General features: G+C 74.7%; 11 protein-coding genes. 9 read left to right on the forward strand and 2 right to left on the reverse strand.

All coding sequences use genetic code 11. The features are described 5' to 3' along the window. Positions 1–337 precede the first annotated feature (337 nt). The 8 genes from ACQ614_RS21335 (at position 338) to ACQ614_RS21370 (ending at position 11,277) form a co-directional block, all read left to right on the forward strand. Positions 338–1,537 (forward strand): Gfo/Idh/MocA family protein, encoded by a 1,200-nt coding sequence (locus tag ACQ614_RS21335; RefSeq protein WP_431680092.1) that lies wholly within the window; start codon positions 338–340, stop codon positions 1,535–1,537. After that, positions 1,534–2,514: an NAD-dependent epimerase/dehydratase family protein gene (locus ACQ614_RS21340; RefSeq protein WP_431680093.1), complete on the forward strand. Its 981-nt coding sequence runs from the start codon at positions 1,534–1,536 to the stop codon at positions 2,512–2,514. The genes ACQ614_RS21335 and ACQ614_RS21340 overlap by 4 nt, the downstream gene beginning before the upstream one ends. A gap of 35 nt (positions 2,515–2,549) precedes the next feature. After that, positions 2,550–3,695 carry a DegT/DnrJ/EryC1/StrS family aminotransferase gene (locus ACQ614_RS21345; RefSeq protein WP_431680094.1) on the forward strand — a complete coding sequence of 382 codons (1,146 nt, stop codon included), beginning with the start codon at positions 2,550–2,552 and terminating at the stop codon, positions 3,693–3,695. Beyond that, complete coding sequence (locus tag ACQ614_RS21350) at positions 3,692–5,242, forward strand: Rieske 2Fe-2S domain-containing protein (RefSeq protein ID WP_431680095.1); 1,551 nt, start codon at positions 3,692–3,694, stop codon at positions 5,240–5,242. Before ACQ614_RS21345 ends, ACQ614_RS21350 begins: the two co-directional genes overlap by 4 nt. Next, positions 5,239–6,342, forward strand: a complete 1,104-nt coding sequence (locus tag ACQ614_RS21355) for a DegT/DnrJ/EryC1/StrS family aminotransferase (protein ID WP_431680096.1) — start codon at positions 5,239–5,241, stop codon at positions 6,340–6,342. The genes ACQ614_RS21350 and ACQ614_RS21355 overlap by 4 nt, the downstream gene beginning before the upstream one ends. A 123-nt stretch (positions 6,343–6,465) precedes the next feature. Further along, positions 6,466–7,467: an SMI1/KNR4 family protein gene (locus ACQ614_RS21360; RefSeq protein WP_431680097.1), complete on the forward strand. Its 1,002-nt coding sequence runs from the start codon at positions 6,466–6,468 to the stop codon at positions 7,465–7,467. Positions 7,468–7,492: 25 nt separating this feature from the next. After that, positions 7,493–9,985, forward strand: coding sequence for an SUKH-4 family immunity protein (locus ACQ614_RS21365; RefSeq protein WP_431680098.1), 2,493 nt, complete (start codon positions 7,493–7,495; stop codon positions 9,983–9,985). Between the two features lie 140 nt (positions 9,986–10,125). Further along, the gene (locus tag ACQ614_RS21370; protein WP_431680099.1) at positions 10,126–11,277 is read left to right on the forward strand and encodes a hypothetical protein; all 1,152 of its coding nucleotides are present in this window, start codon (positions 10,126–10,128) and stop codon (positions 11,275–11,277) included. Positions 11,278–11,298: 21 nt separating this feature from the next. On the opposite strand, the gene ACQ614_RS21375 is transcribed toward ACQ614_RS21370, so the two are convergent. After that, the gene (locus tag ACQ614_RS21375; protein WP_431680100.1) at positions 11,299–12,612 is read right to left on the reverse strand and encodes a nucleotide sugar dehydrogenase; all 1,314 of its coding nucleotides are present in this window, start codon (positions 12,610–12,612) and stop codon (positions 11,299–11,301) included. A gap of 548 nt (positions 12,613–13,160) precedes the next feature. Here ACQ614_RS21375 and mfd point away from each other — a divergent pair. After that, positions 13,161–16,775, forward strand: a complete 3,615-nt coding sequence (gene mfd, locus ACQ614_RS21380) for a transcription-repair coupling factor (RefSeq protein ID WP_431680101.1) — start codon at positions 13,161–13,163, stop codon at positions 16,773–16,775. 104 nt (positions 16,776–16,879) lie between these two features. Here mfd and ACQ614_RS21385 read toward each other — a convergent pair whose 3' ends face one another. Next, a complete protein-coding gene (locus tag ACQ614_RS21385) occupies positions 16,880–17,476 on the reverse strand; it encodes a DUF4352 domain-containing protein (RefSeq protein WP_431680102.1) in 597 nt (198 codons plus the stop codon). Positions 17,477–17,680 lie beyond the last annotated feature (204 nt).

Genomic DNA, 17,680 nt, shown 5'->3' on the forward strand with positions numbered 1-17,680 from the left:
TTCCGCGCGGTCTCCGGCCGGTGCTCGGTGTGCTGACGGACGGCGGATGCCGACCGCTCCCTCATTGTGGGCCTCCAGACTGTCAAACCCTTCGCAGCGCCGCGGACCCGGGGTGTACGGAGCGTTGCGAACGCCGTCACGGCGCGCCTCGGGTTTGCGGATTCGGACCCCGGGGGCGTACGGCGGCCGGTACCGTTCGAGCAACGGGGTCACCTGGGCACACCGTGGGGGCGCCGCCGTCCGAAGGGCCGGTGGGGCGATCGTCCGGGGCCGCCGTTCGGACGCGTGGTGCACCGGGGCAGTGACGCTCCGGCACCGGACAAGGGGGGTCTTGTCGATGTCGATGCAGTACGGGCAGGGTCGCGCGCCGGCGCAGGAGGCGCACGAGGCGCCCGGGGAGCACGTCCCCACGCCGGGTGCACCCGAGGCGGGACCGTCCGGCCGGATCGGACTGGCCGTGGTCGGCGCCGGGTACTGGGGCCCCAACCTCGTCCGCAACGCCCAGCAGACACCCGCGCTGCAGCTGCACTGGCTGTGCGACCTGGACGAGGAGCGCTCCCGCCGGGTCCTCGGTGAGTACAGCACCGTCCGCACCACCACCTCCTTCGACGAGGTCCTCGCCGACGACCGGGTGCGGGCGGTCGCCGTCGCCACGCCCGCCGCCGCCCACTACAAGCTGGTGCGGGCCGCCCTGGAGGCCGGCCGGCACGTGCTCGTGGAGAAGCCCATCACCACCACGGCCGACGAGGCAGCCGAATTGTGCGAACTGGCCGAGGAACGCGGCCTGGTGCTGATGTGCGACCACACCTTCTGCTACACCCCGGTGGTCCGCCGCATCCGCGAGCTGGTGCATGGCGGCGAGATCGGCGACGTCCAGTTCTTCGACTCGGTGCGGATCAACCTCGGCCTCGTCCAGCCCGACGTGGACGTGCTCTGGGACCTCGCCCCGCACGACCTGTCCATCCTCGACTTCGTCCTGCCGCCCGGCGTGGAGCCGGTCGGCGTCAGCGCCCAGGCCGCCGACCCGATCGGCGCCGGCCGCGCCTGCGTCGCCTACCTGACCGTCCGGCTCAGCAACGGCGCGCTCGCCCACTGCCACGTCAACTGGCTCTCCCCGACCAAGGTCCGCACCACCCTGATCGGCGGCTCCCGCCGCACCCTGGTCTGGGACGACCTCAACCCGCAGGCCCGGCTGGCGATCCACGACCGCGGCGTCGACCTCACCCCGCCCGACGAGCTCACCGACGCCATCCGGCACCGCGCCCTGATCTCCTACCGGGTCGGCGACGTGGTGGCGCCCGCCCTGGTCGAGCAGGAGGCGCTGCGCAACGTCATGGCCGAGTTCGCCGCCGCCGTCGCCGAGGGCCGGGCCCCGCTCACCGACGGCCGCGCCGGCCTGCGCGTGCTGCGCCTGCTGCACGCCGCCTCGCTCAGCCTCGAACTCGGCGGCGCCACCGTGCCCGTCGGTCCGGGCGCCGACACCGCACCGATCCCCGCCCAGCCGACCACCGCTCAGGAGAGGGCCACCGCCCGATGAACGCCGTCACCGTCGAAGGGTCCCGCTGCCTGGTCACCGGCGGAGCCGGGACCATCGGCTCCACCGTCGTCGACCAACTGGTCGAGGCCGGCGCCCGCGAGGTCGTCGTGCTCGACAACTTCGTCCGCGGGCGCACGGAGAACCTCGCCCGCGCCCAGCAGCTCGCCGCCCCCGGGCAACTGCGCGTCGTCGACGGTGACATCCGCGACCGGGCCCTGCTGCGCGAACTCCTCGGCGACGACACCGACCTGCTCTTCCACCTCGCCGCGATCCGGATCACCCAGTGCGCCGCCGAGCCCCGGCTCGCCCTGGAGATCATGGTCGACGGCACCTTCGACGTCATCGAGGCCGCCGCCGAGAAGGGCGTCCGGAAGCTGATCGCCTCCTCCACCGCCTCGGTCTACGGCCTCGCCGACACCTTCCCGACGCCGGAGACCCAGCACCCCTACAACAACGACACCTTCTACGGCGCCGCCAAGGCCTTCAACGAGGGCATGCTGCGCAGCTTCCACGCGATGACCGGGCTGGACTACGTCGCGCTGCGCTACTTCAACGTGTACGGGCCCCGGATGGACGTCCACGGCAAGTACACCGAGGTGTTCATCCGCTGGATGGAGCGGATCAACGCCGGGCAGCCCCCGCTGATCTTCGGCGACGGCGCCCAGACCATGGACTTCGTCTACACCGAGGACATCGCCCGGGCCAACCTGCTGGCCGCCGAGGCCCCGGTCACCGACCGGGTCTACAACATCGCCTCCGCGAGCGAGGTATCGCTGCGCGGCCTCGCCGACGCCCTGCTCGCCGCCATGGACCGCACCGACCTCGACGTCGAGCACGGCCCGGCCCGCGGCACCGCCGGCGGCGTGGTCCGCCGGCTCGCCGACATCTCCGCCGCCGAGCGCGACCTCGGCTGGAAGCCCGGCCTCGGCCTCGAGGAGGGCCTGCGCCGGCTCGTCGCCTGGTGGCGCGCGCAGTGACCCCGACCGACCCGCGAGCAGTTCGGAGCACCCCCGTGTCCAGTACCCCCGTGGCCGGCATCCCCGTCATGGTGCCGTGGCTCGGCGAGGAGGAGGCCGAGGCCGCCGCCGAGGCCGTCCGCTCCGGCTGGGTCGCCCAGGGCCCCCGGGTGGCCGCCTTCGAGCGGGCCTTCGCCGAGCACCTCGGCGTGCCGCACGCGGTCGCCGTCTCCTCCTGCACCACCGCCCTGCACCTCGCGATGGTCGGCGCCGGCGTCGGGCCCGGCGACGAGGTCGTGGTGCCCTCGCTCTCCTTCATCGCCACCGCCAACGCCGTCACCTACGTCGGGGCCGTCCCGGTCTTCGCCGACGTGGACCCCGCCACCGGCAACCTCACCCCGGACACCGTCGCCGCCGTGCTCACCGAACGCACCAGGGCCGTGATCGCCGTCGACCAGGGCGGCGTCCCGGTCGACCTGGACGCGATCCGGGCACTGGTCGAGCCGCGCGGCGCCACCGTCGTCGAGGACGCCGCCTGCGGCGCAGGCTCCGTCTACCGCGGCCGCCCGGTCGGCGCCGGCGCCGAGATCGCCGCCTACTCCTTCCACCCGCGCAAGCTCCTCACCACCGGCGAGGGCGGCATGGTCACCTGCCACGACGCCGAACTCGCCGCCCGCCTGCGCCGGCTGCGCGAGCACGGGATGAGCGTCTCCGCCGCCGACCGGCACAGCGCCTCCGGCGGCGCGGCCGTCGTCGAGACCTACGACGAGATCGGCTTCAACCACCGGATGACCGACATCCAGGCCGCCGTCGGCCTGGTCCAGCTCGGCAAGCTGCCCGCCATGGTCGCCCGGCGGCGCGAACTCGCCGAGCGCTACCGCACCCTGCTCGGCCCGCTCGCCGGACGGCTGGTCGCCGACCCGGCCCACGGCACCGGCAACTACCAGTCCTGCTGGCTGCTGCTGCCCGACGGCGCCCCCGACCGCACCGAGGTGCTCGCCCGGCTCGCCGGCGCGGGCGTCTTCGCCCGGCGCGGCATCATGGCCGCCCACCTGGAGGCCCCGTACAAGGGGACCGCCCGGGTGCCGCTGCCCGCCACCGAGCTGATCACCCACCGCTCGCTGGTCCTGCCGCTGTTCCACACCCTCACCGAGCAGCAGCAGGACACCGTCGCCGCGGCCCTCCGGGAGGCCGTCGGGTGACGTCGATCCGGCACCTCGGGCACGCCGGCTTCGCGGTCGAGCACGCCGGCCTGCGGCTGCTGATCGACCCGTGGTTCCACCCGGCGTTCCTGGACGCCTGGTTCCCGTACCCGGACAACCGGCACCTGCTGCCCGAGGTCCTCGCCGGCCGCTGGGACTTCCTCTACGTCTCGCACACCCACGAGGACCACTTCGACGAGCGGCTGCTGGTGCAGCTCCCGCGGGACACCACCGTGCTCGTCCCGCGCTACCGCACCCGCTCGCTGCAGCGCCGGCTCGCCGCGCTCGGCTTCACCCGGCAGGTGCTGCTCGGCCACCGGGAGATCCACCGGCTCGGCCCCGACGCCACCGCCACCATGCTGCTCGACACCAGCCACAAGGAGGACAGCGGCCTGCTGCTCGACCTCGGGGATCTGCGCTTCCTCGACCTCAACGACTGCAACCCGCCGCTGTCCGACCTGCCCGACGGCGTCGACCTGCTGGCCGCCCAGTACTCCGGTGCCATGTGGTACCCCAACGCCTACGACTACCCGCCGGCGGTGATGGCCGAGAAGACCGCCGCCGTCCGCGCCGGTCTGATGGACAGCCTGGTCCGCAAGGTCCGCCTCACCGGCGCCCGCAGCTACCTGCCCTCCGCCGGGCCCGCCTGCTTCCTCGACCCCGAGCTCGACCGCTTCAACGACCGCGAGCGGACGATCTTCCCGCACTGGGAGGACGTCGCCGCCGGCTTCGCCGCCGCCTGCCCCGGCACCGCCGTCGTCCGCACCGCCCCCGGCGACACCGTCCCCGGCGACACCGTCGACGGCCCCGCCCCGCCCGGCCGCTGGCTCACCGACCCGGCCGGCTACCTCGCCGACTACCGCGAACGCCGCCGCGGTGAATGGCAGGCCTACCACCACGGCGCCGCCGAACCGCCCACCGCCGCCGAGGTCGACGCCCACTTCGACCGCCTCCGCCGGCTCAACCGCCCGCTGCTCGCCGACTACCGCGCAGGACTCGCCCTGGAGGCCGGCGGCGAGGCCTGGCGAATACCCCTGGGCGACCTCGCCGCCCGGGTCGACCTGGAGGACGACCCGGTCGACCCGGCCTACACCATCCGCGTCCCGCCGCGCGCCCTGCGGGCCGTCCTCGACGGCCGGGCCGGCTGGGAGGAGGCCCTGCTCTCCATGCGCCTCGCCCTGCACCGCGACCCGGACGTCTTCGACCTCACCCTGCTCTCCCTGCTGCGCTACGGCCACCAGCCCGCCCAGACCCGCCGGCTGGTCCGCGAACGCGGGGCCTTCGGCGAGACCGTCCGGCGCGACGGCCTCGTCCTGCAGCGCTGGTGCCCGCACGCCGGCGAGGACCTGAGCCACGCCCTGATCGCCGACGGAGTCGTCGAGTGCCCCCGCCACCACTGGCGCTGGAGCACCGAGACCGGCGCCTGCCTCTCCGGCGGCAGCCTCCCGCTGCGCGTCGGACCCGAGCCCGCCGCATCCGGGCCCGCACCGCCGACCGGGCCCGTGCCCGCACTGTCCACCGAACCCGCCGAGGGGCGTATCCCATGACCGACATCCCGCTCGTCGACCTGCACGCCGCCCACGCCGAGGTCGCCGAGGAGGTCCGCACGGGCTTCGACGCCGTGCTCGCGAGCGGCGCCTACATCAAGGGCCCCGACGTGGCCGCCTTCGAGGCCGAGTACGCCGCCTTCTCCGGCGTGAGGCACACGGTCGGCACCGCCAACGGCACCGACGCCCTCGAACTCGCCCTGCGCGCCCTCGGCCTGCCGCCCGGCGGCGGCGCCGTGCTGCCCGCCAACACCTTCGTCGCCACCGCCGAGGCCGTCGTCCGCGCCGGACTGCGGCCCGTCCTGGTCGACGTCGACCCCGAGCACCTGCTCATCGACCCGGCCGCGGCCGCCGACGCGCTGCCCGGTGCAGCCGTGCTGGTGCCCGTCCACCTCAACGGCCAACTCGCCCCCATGGCACCGCTGCTGGAGATCGCCGACGGCCTCCCGGTGGTCGAGGACGCCGCACAGTCCCAGGGGGCCCGGCAGGACGGCCGCGCCTCCGGCTCCTGGGGCCGGATCGCCGCAACCAGCTTCTACCCCGGCAAGAACCTCGGCGCCTACGGCGACGCCGGCGCCGTCACCACCGACGACGACGAACTCGCCGCCGCCGTCCGGCTGATCGGCGACCACGGCTCCGGCCGCAAGTACGTCCACGAGCGGTTCGGCTTCAACTCCCGGATGGACACCCTGCAGGCCGTCGTGCTGCGCGCCAAGCTGCGCCGGCTGCCCGCCTGGAACGAGGCCCGCCGCGCCGCCGCCGCCCGCTACGACGAGCTGCTCGGCGGCCTCGACGGCGTCGTCCTGCCGCGCACCCTGCCCGGCAACGAGCACGTCTGGCACCTGTACGCCGTCCGGGTGGAGCGCGGGCGCGACGCCGTCCTCGCCGACCTGCACGCGGCCGGGATCGGCGCCGGGGTGCACTACCCGGTGCCCGTCCACCTGCAGCCCGCCTTCCGCGGCCTCGGGCATGCCGAGGGCGCCTTCCCGGTCGCCGAGAAGGCCGCGGAACAGCTGCTCACCCTGCCGCTCTTCCCGCAGATCACCGAGGGCCAGCAGACCCGGGTGGCGGAGGTCCTGGCCAAGGCCGTCCGCCGCTGACGGTCCGGCGGCGGCCCTCCGCGGCGGCCCTGCCGGTACGGGAGTGACGCCCCTGGTCTCCAGGGGTGTCCCTTCCCCTACGCTGGTGCCCGCAACAGTGCAGCAGCCAGTGGGGGAGCCCTGATGACGACAGGTCGGCCCGGCGCCGCCGCCGCGCCTAACTCGGCGTACGCGGGCCAGGTGGTGCAGTTCCCGGACCCGATCCGGGCCGAGAAGCACCCGGCCGGTGTCCGCGTGGACGAATACGGTTTCCCGGACTTCGGGCCGTACGCCGTTGCGGCCGCCGAGGTCGCCGACCCGCCCGAGGGCTTCGGCGTGGACGAACTGAGACTGACCGACTACGTCTCCGCCAACGCCGCCCTCTACACCCAGGGCCACGAACTCTGGGCCGACCTGCCCACCGCCGTGGCGACCCCGCCCGGCTGGACGTGGCACCACGCGGTCGGGAAGGCCGCGCCCGGCTGGCGGCGGATGGAACTCGTCCCCGTCGAGGTCAAGGCGCTGCTGCGGCACCACGGCGGCCTCGCCCGCTCCTCCGCCGACCACGCCCGCCGCGGCACCCGCCCGCTCCAGGAGCGCCGGCCGGTGCACTTCCCGCTGGCCATGGACGGCGGCGACCCGGTGACCGTCTCCGAGGACCTGGTGCAGCGGGCCGAACAGCGCCTCGGCCACCCGCTGCCCGGCGCCTACCGCAGCTTCCTCAAGGTCGCCGGCGGCCGCGGCCCGGCGGGCGTCGCCCTGGACGTCGACTGCGGCATGCTCCTCGACCAGCCGTTCCTGACGCTGAGTGAGGAGTACGGCGTGCACGACCTGGTGTACGCCAACAAGTGCCTGCGCGACCACCTCACCAAGGACTACCTGGGCATCGCGTACGTCCAGGGCGGCGTGCTCGCGATCAAGGTGCGCGGCGAGCGGACGGGTTCGGTCTGGTTCTGCCCGTACGACGACGCGCGCGACAGCGGCGGCGCCGAGCCGCCGGAGGAGAGGGTGGCGCGGCTGCTGCTGCCCTGCGGGGAGAGCTTCGACGCGTTCCTGCTCCGGCTGGCGGGCAGCCCGCCCGAGCTGGAGACGGTCGCGGAGCTGATGGTGGACGGCGGGTTCGCCCGGGCCGTCCCGGTGAACTGAGCAACGGAGGGGTGAGCCGGGCGTGGTGACGTACGCGCAGGCGCAGGAGATCGCCGAGGACTGGATCAACGCCGGCGTGCCGCGCTCCGGGCAGCGCGAGGTACGGGTGCGGGAGTTCGACCTGGGCTTCGTCTGCTGGGCGGTGGAGAAGGCCGACGACGAGCCGTCGGACGGCAGCGAGGTGCGGCTGGTGATCGCCCGGGACAGCGGGGCGAGCACGCTCTGGCCGCCGCTGCCCGTCAACGAGGTGGTCCGTCAGTACGAGGAGGCCTACGGGGGCCGCGCGGAGCCCAACCCGGCGGGCGCGGCCCGCCCGGTGCCCGGCGCCGTCGAGGCGACCTCCTTCCTGCTCAGCCCCCCGCAGTGGCTGCAGGAGGCGGGTGCCGCGGCGATCGCCGCCGAGAACGCCAGGCTCGGCCCGCCCGACGGCGGGACGTCCGGGGGCGGGGCGCCCGCCGCCGAACCCGCGGCCGCCCCGGCGCTGCAGACCATGCCGCCCGTCTCCGACCGGCCGGCCGGCGACGCGCCCACCATGCTGGCCCCGCCCTCCCGGGCGGACGCCTTCCCCGGCGACCGGGCCGCCGCGCCGCAGGCCCCGCCCGGGTCGGAGGGCCTGACCGTGCCGATGCCCGTCCCGGCCCCGGCCGGCTCGGAGGGGCTCACCGTGCCGATGCCGGTCGGCGCCCCGCCGGCCGCCACCGTGGCGATGCCCGAGGGCTTCGCCTTCGACGCGCCGCCCGCCGCGGCGCCCCCGATGCCGCCGTCGCCGCCGCCCGCATCGCCGCCGTTCCCCGGCCCGGGCACGCCCTCGGCCGGCACACCCGTCCCGCCGCCGGCCGTCGAGCACGCCCCGACCATGCTGGCCACCCCCGGCCAGGTGCCCCCGCCACCGCCCGGCCCCGGTGCGCCCGGCCCGGCCATCGAGTACGCCCCGACCATGCTGGCCTCCGACGGCCCGCCCGGACTGATGGGCCTGCCCGGTGCCCCCGGTGCCCCCGGTGCGCCCGGCCCCGCCGCGCCCGGGGTGCAGCTCGGCCGTTCCGGCCCGTCCGCCCCGCCGCCGCCCCCGCCCGCGGAGCTGCGCGGCGGCGCGGGCGGTCCGGGCTCGGCCGCGGGCACCGGCCGCTCGGCGCAGTCGGCCCCGCCGCCGCCCCCGCCCGCCGAGCTGCGCGGAGACGCCGGCCCGGCCGCGGGCGCCGCCGGCCGATCCGCGCCGGGCACGCCGCCCCCGCCCGCCCCGGCCTCCCTCGCCCAGGGCGGCCCGGCGGCCCCGTCGCCGTCCCCGGCCGCACCCGACGCGGCAGGTGTGGCGTACGCCGCCACCCAGCTGGCGCACGCCGTCGACCTGCCCGGCGGCCCGGGTGCGCCCGCGGCACCGGCGCCCGGCCCGGCGATGCCCCCGCCGCCGGTCGGCATGGCCCCCGTCCCGGGCCCGCCGCCGCCCGGATACGGCTACCCGGGGGCCGGTCCGGTCAATGCCCCGCCGGCGATTCCCGCCCCGGCGCCGCAGGCCGCGCCCGTGGCACCGCCGCCGCCCGCCGGCGGCGTCCCCACCATCGGCCCGGGCACCCAGGCCGTGATCAGCTACCGCCGCCCCGACGGCTCCGAGCAGTCGCTGGTCATGGCCAGCGAGCCCGGCACCCCGCACCCGGAGTGGAAGGCCCTGCAGGAGATGCGCCGCCTCGGCGTGCCGCCGGACCAGGTCCTGGAGTTCCACACCGAGCTGGAGCTGTGCGACCTGCCGGGCGGCTACTGCGCCCGGATGGTGAAGTCCTCCTGGCCGAACGTGCGGATCACCCACACCGTCCCGTACGGCCGCGACCGGCAGGCCCGGCAGGGCGGCATGGCGATGCTGCTCGACCATCTGGACCAGCTGCACCAGCTGGCCGCGGCCCCCAAGCGGCCCCGGCCGGTGCAGGCGCCGCTGCCGCCGCCGGGCACCGTCCCGCAGCTGCCGCCGCTCCCGCCCCAGCAGCTGGCGGGCGAGCTCGGCCAGGCCTTCGGGCCCGCGGTGTTCCGCTTCGAGCAGCGCGCGGTCTCCCGCCAGGGCGTGCCCGAGGCGGTCGCCCAGACGCTGATGTGGGCCGGCCTGCCGCGCGAGTTCCCGCCGTTCTTCTGGGCACAGGCGCAGGAGGGCCGGCCGATCCCGACGCTCGCCGAGCTCGCGGCCGAGCGCGGCCGCCCGGCCGCCCCGGACTTCGGCGGCTACCTGGTGCTCGGCAACGACTACGGCCGGCAGCTGTGCGTGCAGTACGGCACCGCCGCGGTGGTCGCGGTCGACCTGGAGGGAACCGGCGAGCCGCCGCGCTTCGTCAACACCGGCGTGCCGGAGTTCGTCCGCAGCCTCGCCGTCCTCGGCCGGATGTGGCGGCTCAGGTACGGCCTGACGCCGGAGCAGGCCGGTCGCTGGACGACCGACCTGCAGGCCCAGCTGCTGGCGGTCGATCCGGCGGCGCTGCACACCCCCGAGGGCTGGTGGGCGGTGCTCCTGGAGCAGTTCTGGGACGGTCTGATGTAGCGGACCGGGGGCGGGCCGCGGGGCCCGCCCCCGGCCTCGCCTTGTTGGGCTTTCGACCGTATCTGCGCAAAATAGGTCAAGTGGGCTCCCACTGGGACGCCCTCGAACGGACACACACCCAAGCACGAGGGGAAGAGCCGATGAGCGATGCCGTCTCCCAGCACGGCTTCACGGTTGCCCGCCGCGGTTACGCCATGGAGCAGGTCGACGCGACCCTCCAGGCGCTGACCGCCGACCGCGACGAGGCATGGGAGCGGCTCAGCGTGCTCGGGTCGGGCCTGCGCGAGATGGAGAAGCGGCTCGCCGACATCCGCCAGGCCAAGGAGGACGCCCCCGAGCCCGACTACGGCCGGCTCAGCGCCCAGGCCGGTGCCCTCATGCTGATCGCCGAGAACGAGACCGCCGCCGTCCGGGACAACGCCGCCCGCGACGCCGAGCAGGCCAAGGCGGACGCCGAGCAGGCCGGCCGGGCCGCCGCCCGCTCCGCCGAGACGTACTCCGCCACCGTCCGCGGCGAGGCCGAGCAGGCCGCCCGCGAGACCGAGGACCGCAGCCGCGCCGAGGCCGAGTCGCTGATCGCCCACGCGGAGCAGGACGCCCGGACCACCCGCGACACCGCCACCGCCGACGCCGCCCGCACCCGGGTCGCCGCCGCGGAGGCCGAGGAGCGCGCCGAGGCCAAGCTGGCCGAGCTGCGCCGCCGCTCCGACGAGATGTTCGCCGAGGCCGAGGCGGAGGCGGACGCCGCGGAGGCGAAGATCACCGCCGGTGCCGAGCGCCGGCTGCGGGAGGCCGAGCAGCACCGCGAGGCCGTCCTCGCCGAGATCCGCACCATCGAGGGCAACGCCCAGAAGCGGGCCGAGGAGGTGCTCTCCGCCGCCCGGCGCAAGGCCGAGAACATCCGCTCGAACAGCGAGAGCGACCAGGCCGACTTCGCCGACCGGCACGCCGAGATGCAGGAGCGCCTCGACACCGTCAAGAAGACGCTGGCCGAGCTCACCGGCACGGCCCTCGGCAGCATCGAGCCCGGCAGCCGCCCCGCCGCCCTGGAGGCCGCGGCCAAGGACGCCAACGAGCCCGAGCTCACCCTCGACCTGCTGCTGAAGAAGCCCTCGGCCGAGCCCGCCGCCCCGGCCGCCGAGGAGGCCGCCCCCGCCGAGGCGGCCCCGGCCGCCGATGCGGAGACCGAACCCGAGGCCGGGGCCGAGCCGAAGATCGTCCCCAAGATCGTCATCGTGGACGACGGCATCGACCACGACACCCGCCCCAACCGCGTCACCCGCCGCGGCTGACCGCCCCCGCGTCGTTCGGGGCTACAGCACCTCGACGGCCGCCCCCGTCAGTCGGCGGCGGCAGTCCAGGACGTACCGCGCGTGGGCGGTGATGTCCTCGTAGTCGAACTCGTCATGGTCGGCCAGCAGGACCACGGCGTCGGCCGCGGCCAGTTCTTCGGGGGTGGCCTCGACGCGGTGGACGGTGGCCAGCGGGTCGCCCTCGTGGTCGGGGGCGGCGACGCGCTGGCCGGGGACGGTGGGTTCGGCGACGTGGACGCCGGCGACCACGTGCGGGTCGGCGGCGCGGACCTCGGCACCCATCCTGGTCAGCAGTTCGACGACCCGGGCGGCGGGGGTCTCGCGGGCGTCGCCGGTGTTCGCCTTGTAGGCGAGGCCGAGGACGAGGACCCGGGAGCCGTTGACCGAGCGCTGCCGGTCGTTGAGCGCCTCGGTGAGCCGCCGCACCACGTAGTCGGGCATGTGGCTGTTGACGTCGTTGGCCAGCTCGACGAAGCGGAACGACCGGCCGAGGGCGCGCTCCACCCGCCAGGACAGGTAGGAGGGGTCGATCGGCAGGCAGTGCCCGCCGACGCCCGGGCCCGGGGTGAACCGCAGGTAGCCGAAGGGCTTGGTGGAGGCCGCGTCGATGGCCTCCCAGACGTCGATGCCGAGGTCGTGGGCGAACATCGCCAGCTCGTTGACCAGCGCGATGTTCACGTGCCGGAAGGTGTTCTCCAGCAGCTTGGTCAGCTCGGCCTCCTTGCAGGAGGAGACCGGCACGGTGCGCTCCACCAGCTGCCCGTAGAAGGCGTCGACCGCCGCCAGGCCCTCGGGCGTGGTGCCGGAGACCACCTTCGGGGTGTTCTCCAGCTTCCACTGCGGGTTGCCGGGGTCGATCCGCTCGGGGGAGTAGCCGAGGTGGAAGTCGGCGCCGGCCCGCAGCCCGGAGCCCTGCTCCAGCAGCGGGGCGAGCAGCTCCTCGGTGGTGCCGGGGTAGGTGGTGGACTCCAGGACGACGGTGGCGCCGGGCCGCAGGTGGCTCGCGAGCAGCCGGGCGGAGGCCTCGATGTAGGAGAGGTCGGGGACGCCGTCGCGCAGCGGGGTGGGCACGGTGATCACGGCGATGTCGAAGCCGGCGACGTCCGCCGGGTCGGCCGAGGGCAGGTAGGCGCCGCTGTCGAGCAGGGGCTGCAGCCGCCCGCCGGGGATGTCCTCCACGTACGACTCGCCGACCGCGAGCCGCTTGATGCGCCGCTCGTCGACGTCGTACCCGACCACCGAGTGCCCGACCTCGGCGGCCCGGACGGCCAGCGGCAGGCCGACGTAGCCCTGCCCTGCGATGACCACGCGCATGACGAAGTACCCCCTCCATCGCGGCGGTGCGCACACCCCCTGCGGGGCGGGCCCACACCTTCTTCACACGAGGGTACGGAGACCGGACCCGCGTGCGGGCGGCTTCGCGCAAACGCGTGCGGTCCGGTACGGGCGGGCCGTCCACGGTCCGTACACCGCAGGAAGGGCGAGGCCCGGGCCGCCCCTCACAGGCTGCCCGGGCCTCCACAACTGCCGGCCGCCCCCACCCAGGGCCGTCCGGCCTTCGCACTCCCGACCCCCATCGGGCTGCGACGGCGCCGCTGCAGCCATCCCCCACGGTTGGGTGCGGCGGGCACGGCAACCATCCTGCGCGGTGTCCATGGACGGGCAGTGACAGGAGTATGTCGAGTTCTTGACGTTCTGCCCTGCTGTGTGCCGCCCGCACCGGGTGCGACGCAGGCGTGCACGGGGGTACGGGAGGGCGCCGCGGCGTAGGCTGGACACCCCCGGGGCGTTTCGCGCACCGGGCCGTTCGCGTTGCCCGGACGACCGCTCGCCGGGCCACTCCAGCCGTGGAGCCAAGAAGCATGAGCCTGTCCGGACTGCTCGATGTCGTCGTACGGGATGCCGCCCTCGCCGAGGCGATCGAGGCGGCGGCCACGGGGCACAGGCAGCACCTCGACCTGGTCGGCCCGCCGGCGGCCCGGCCGTTCGCGATCGCGGCGCTTGCCCGGTCGCTGGCGGCGAAGGCCGGCGAGCGCGGCCGTCCCGTCCTGGCCGTGACCGCCACCGGCCGGGAGGCGGAGGACCTTGCGGCGAGCCTGCGTTCGCTGCTGCCCGCCGACGCGGTCGCCGAGTTCCCGGCCTGGGAGACCCTGCCGCACGAGCGGCTGTCGCCGCGCTCCGACACCGTCGGCCGCCGTCTGGCGGTGCTGCGCCGGATCGTCCACCCGCGGGCGGACGACGCGGCGGCCGGGCCGGTGCAGGTGATCGTGGCGCCCGTCCGCTCGGTGCTGCAGCCGCAGGTGAAGGGGCTGGCCGAGCTGGAGCCGGTGGCGCTGCAGCGCGGCGAGCAGCACGACCTGGACGCCGTCGCGCACCGGCTGGCCGCGGCCGCCTACGCCCGGGTCGAACTGGTCGAGAAGCGCGGCGAGTTCGCCGTGCGCGGCGGCATCCTGGACGTCTTCCCGCCGACCGAGGAGCACCCGCTGCGGGTGGAGTTCTGGGGCGACGACGTCGAGGAGATCCGCTACTTCAAGGTCGCCGACCAGCGTTCGCTGGAGATCGCCCAGCACGGCCTGTGGGCGCCGCCCTGCCGGGAGCTGCTGCTCACCGACGAGGTGCGGGCGCGGGCCGCGGAGCTCGCCGCGCAGCACCCCGGCCTCGCCGAGATCCTGGACAGGATCGCCGAGGGGATCGCGGTCGAGGGCATGGAGTCGCTGGCCCCCGTGCTGGTCGACGACATGGAGCTGCTGCTGGACGTGCTGCCGCAGGGCTCGATCGCGGTGGTCTGCGACCCGGAGCGGGTCCGCACCCGGGCGGCCGACCTGGTGGCGACCAGCCAGGAGTTCCTGCAGGCGTCCTGGGTGGCCGCGGCGGCGGGCGGCGACCGGCCGATCGACGTCGAGGAGATCGACGTCTCGGCGGCCTCGCTGTGGTCGCTCGCGGACGTGCGCGAGCACGCGGCGGAGGTCGGGCTGCCCTGGTGGTCGGTCAGCCCGTTCGCCACCAGCGACTCCACGGTGAGCGAGATTCTGGAGTTCGACGCGGACACCCTGACGCTGGGCATGCACGCCGTCGAGGCGTACCGCGGCGACACCGCCCGCGCCATCGCCGACGCCAAGGAGCGGCTGAACGCCGACTGGCGGGTCGTCATGGTGACGGAGGGCCACGGCCCGGCCGCCCGGCTGGCCGAGGTGCTCTCCGGCGAGGGCATTCCCGCCCGGCTGGTCGCCGACCTCGCCGAGGCGCCGACCCGGGACGTCGTGTACGTCTCCTGCGGCTCGATCGAGCACGGCTTCGTCGACGAGGCGCTGAAGCTGACCGTCGTCACCGAGACCGACCTGTCCGGCCAGAAGTCCTCCACCAAGGACATGCGGCGGATGCCGTCCCGCCGCCGCAACGCCATCGACCCGCTGGCGCTGGTGGCCGGCGACTACGTGGTGCACGAGCAGCACGGCGTCGGCAAGTACGTGGAGATGGTGCAGCGCACCGTGCAGGGCGCCACCCGCGAGTACCTGGTGCTGGAGTACGCGCCGGCCAAGCGCGGCCACCCCGGCGACCGGCTGTTCGTGCCGAGCGACCAGCTCGACCAGGTCACCAAGTACGTCGGCGGCGAGGCGCCCACCCTGCACCGGCTCGGCGGCGCGGACTGGGCGAAGACCAAGCAGCGGGCCAAGAAGGCGGTCAAGGAGATCGCCGCCGACCTGATCAAGCTGTACTCGGCGCGGATGGCCGCCCCCGGCCACGCCTTCGGCCCGGACTCCCCGTGGCAGCGCGAGCTGGAGGACGCCTTCCCGTACGCGGAGACGCCCGACCAGCTGACCACCATCGGCGAGGTCAAGGCGGACATGGAGAAGTCCGTCCCGATGGACAGGCTGATCTGCGGCGACGTCGGCTACGGCAAGACCGAGATCGCGGTGCGGGCGGCCTTCAAGGCGGTGCAGGACGGCAAGCAGGTCGCGGTGCTGGTGCCGACCACGCTGCTCGTCCAGCAGCACTTCTCGACCTTCGCCGAGCGGTACGCCAACTTCCCGGTCGTGGTGAAGGCGCTCTCCCGGTTCCAGACCGACGCCGAGGCGAAGGCCGTGCTGGAGGGGCTCTTCGAGGGCTCGGTGGACGTGGTCATCGGCACCCACCGGCTGTTCTCCTCGGAGACCCGCTTCAAGGACCTCGGCCTGGTCATCGTCGACGAGGAGCAGCGCTTCGGCGTCGAGCACAAGGAGCAGCTGAAGAAGCTGCGCGCCAACGTCGACGTGCTGACCATGTCGGCGACGCCGATCCCGCGCACCCTGGAGATGGCGGTCACCGGCATCCGCGAGATGTCCACCATCACCACCCCGCCGGAGGAGCGGCACCCGGTGCTGACCTTCGTCGGCCCGTACGACGAGAAGCAGATCGCGGCCGCCGTCCGGCGTGAACTCCTGCGCGAGGGCCAGGTGTTCTACATCCACAACCGGGTCGAGTCGATCGACAAGGCGGCCGCCCGGCTGAAGGACCTCGTCCCCGAGGCGCGGGTCGCCACCGCGCACGGCCAGATGGGCGAGACCCAGCTGGAGAAGGTCGTCGTCGACTTCTGGGAGAAGGAGTTCGACGTCCTGGTGTCGACGACGATCGTCGAGTCCGGCATCGACATCTCCAACGCCAACACCCTGATCGTGGAGCGCGGCGACACCTTCGGCCTCTCCCAGCTGCACCAGCTGCGCGGACGCGTCGGCCGCGGCCGCGAGCGCGGCTACGCCTACATGCTGTACCCGCCGGAGAAGCCGCTCACCGAGACCGCCCACGAGCGCCTCGCCACCATCGCCCAGCACACCGAGATGGGCGCCGGCATGTACGTCGCCATGAAGGACCTGGAGATCCGCGGCGCCGGCAACCTGCTCGGCGGCGAGCAGTCCGGCCACATCGCGGGCGTCGGCTTCGACCTCTACATGCGGATGGTCGGCGAGGCCGTGGCCGAGTTCCGGGAGTCGCTGGAGGGCGGCGGCGAGCCGGAGGAGGAGCCGCTGGAGGTGAAGATCGAGCTGCCGGTCGACGCCCATGTGCCGCACGACTACGCGCCGGGCGAGCGGCTGCGCCTCCAGGCGTACCGCTCGATCGCGGCGGTCAACTCGGAGGAGGACATCGTCCACGTCCGGGAGGAGCTCACGGACCGCTACGGCAAGCTGCCCGAGCCGGTGGAGAACCTGCTGATGGTGGCGGGCCTGCGGCTGTACGCGCGGCGCTGCGGCGTCGGCGACATCACCCTGCAGGGCAACTTCGTCCGCTTCGGCCCGGTGGAGCTCCGCGAGTCGCAGCAGCTGCGGCTGGGCCGCCTCTACCCGCGCACCCAGGTGAAGGCGGCCACCTCCCAGCTGCTGGTGCCCCGCCCGGTGAGCGGCGGCCGGATCGGCGGCAAGCCGCTGCTCGGACGCGAACTCCTCGCCTGGAGCACCGAGTTCCTCACCACCATGTTCGACGACCTGGCGGGGGCGCGCAGGTAGCGCCCCCGGCTCCGTCCGGCGGTCTCGGGTCAGGTGCCCGAGGCCGCCCTTTTTGGTCTCCGTGCGAGTGCTCCGCGACCGGTGCGCCGCGGGAGCAGCACCGGTCAGGCGAGCTTCCACTGGCCGGTCTGGTCGGCCATGCCGCTGTCGAGGGTGAACTGGACCTTGTCGAGGACGGCGTCCTTGGGGACCTCGAAGGTCAGGAAGCCGAGGCCGCTCTCGCCGGGGGCGATGTTCACCGAGCCGGAGAAGCCCTGGCCGGCCTTGGTGTCGTAGAGGCCGGTGCCGTACGACTGGCCCTGGTTGTCCAGCAGCTTGGCGCTGTTGGACGGGGCGTCGCTGTAGGCCTTGCCGGTGGCCTTGATCCGGAACTGGACGGCGACGAAGCGCTTGCCGTCGGCCGGCTTGCTGAACTCGTCCTCGCCCTCGGCGTTGTCGACGATCTTGACCACGGTGACGTCGGCGGTGCCGTTCTTCTCGTAGCCCTTGAGCGCGATGGTGTCGCCGACCTTGGCGGGGGCCGGGGCGCCCTGCTTGGCGCCGCCGGAGGCGGCCGGCGCGCTGGAAGCGGGCTTCTTCGCCTCGGTGGAGACCGAGGAGTCGCCGGTGTTGCAGGCGGTGGCGCCGAGCGCGACCAGCGAGGCGGCGAGCAGGGCGGCGGCGGAGCGGCGGACGGTGCTGCGGGCGGCGGTGCTGGCCATGACGTGAACTCCCAAGTGAGTCGGGTGGATTCGCCTCGGCATCCGGCCGTTTCGGCGATGACCCGATCAGACCATGTGGCTGTGAACCATGTCAACAGTGATTCAAGAAACCTCTCTGTTCACATGTGAACGAAGGCGGGTGGCGCATGGCTATGCTGGGCGGTCACACGGGCCGCCGGGCCGCGGCCACCCGCGGCCGACCCG

Source organism: Kitasatospora dryopteridis (genome assembly GCF_050749075.1).
Lineage (GTDB): Bacteria > Actinomycetota > Actinomycetes > Streptomycetales > Streptomycetaceae > Kitasatospora.

Bases quoted from the DNA above. Each gene is read 5' to 3' on its own strand.
- ACQ614_RS21335 (WP_431680092.1), top strand. From the start codon at position 338: ATGTCGATGCAGTACGGGCAGGGTCGCGCGCCGGCGCAGGAGGCGCAC.
- ACQ614_RS21340 (WP_431680093.1), top strand. From the start codon at position 1,534: ATGAACGCCGTCACCGTCGAAGGGTCCCGCTGCCTGGTCACCGGCGGA.
- ACQ614_RS21355 (WP_431680096.1), top strand. From the start codon at position 5,239: ATGACCGACATCCCGCTCGTCGACCTGCACGCCGCCCACGCCGAGGTC.
- ACQ614_RS21360 (WP_431680097.1), top strand. From the start codon at position 6,466: ATGACGACAGGTCGGCCCGGCGCCGCCGCCGCGCCTAACTCGGCGTAC.
- ACQ614_RS21370 (WP_431680099.1), top strand. From the start codon at position 10,126: ATGAGCGATGCCGTCTCCCAGCACGGCTTCACGGTTGCCCGCCGCGGT.
- ACQ614_RS21375 (WP_431680100.1), bottom strand. From the start codon at position 12,612: ATGCGCGTGGTCATCGCAGGGCAGGGCTACGTCGGCCTGCCGCTGGCC.
- mfd (WP_431680101.1), top strand. From the start codon at position 13,161: ATGAGCCTGTCCGGACTGCTCGATGTCGTCGTACGGGATGCCGCCCTC.
- ACQ614_RS21385 (WP_431680102.1), bottom strand. From the start codon at position 17,476: ATGGCCAGCACCGCCGCCCGCAGCACCGTCCGCCGCTCCGCCGCCGCC.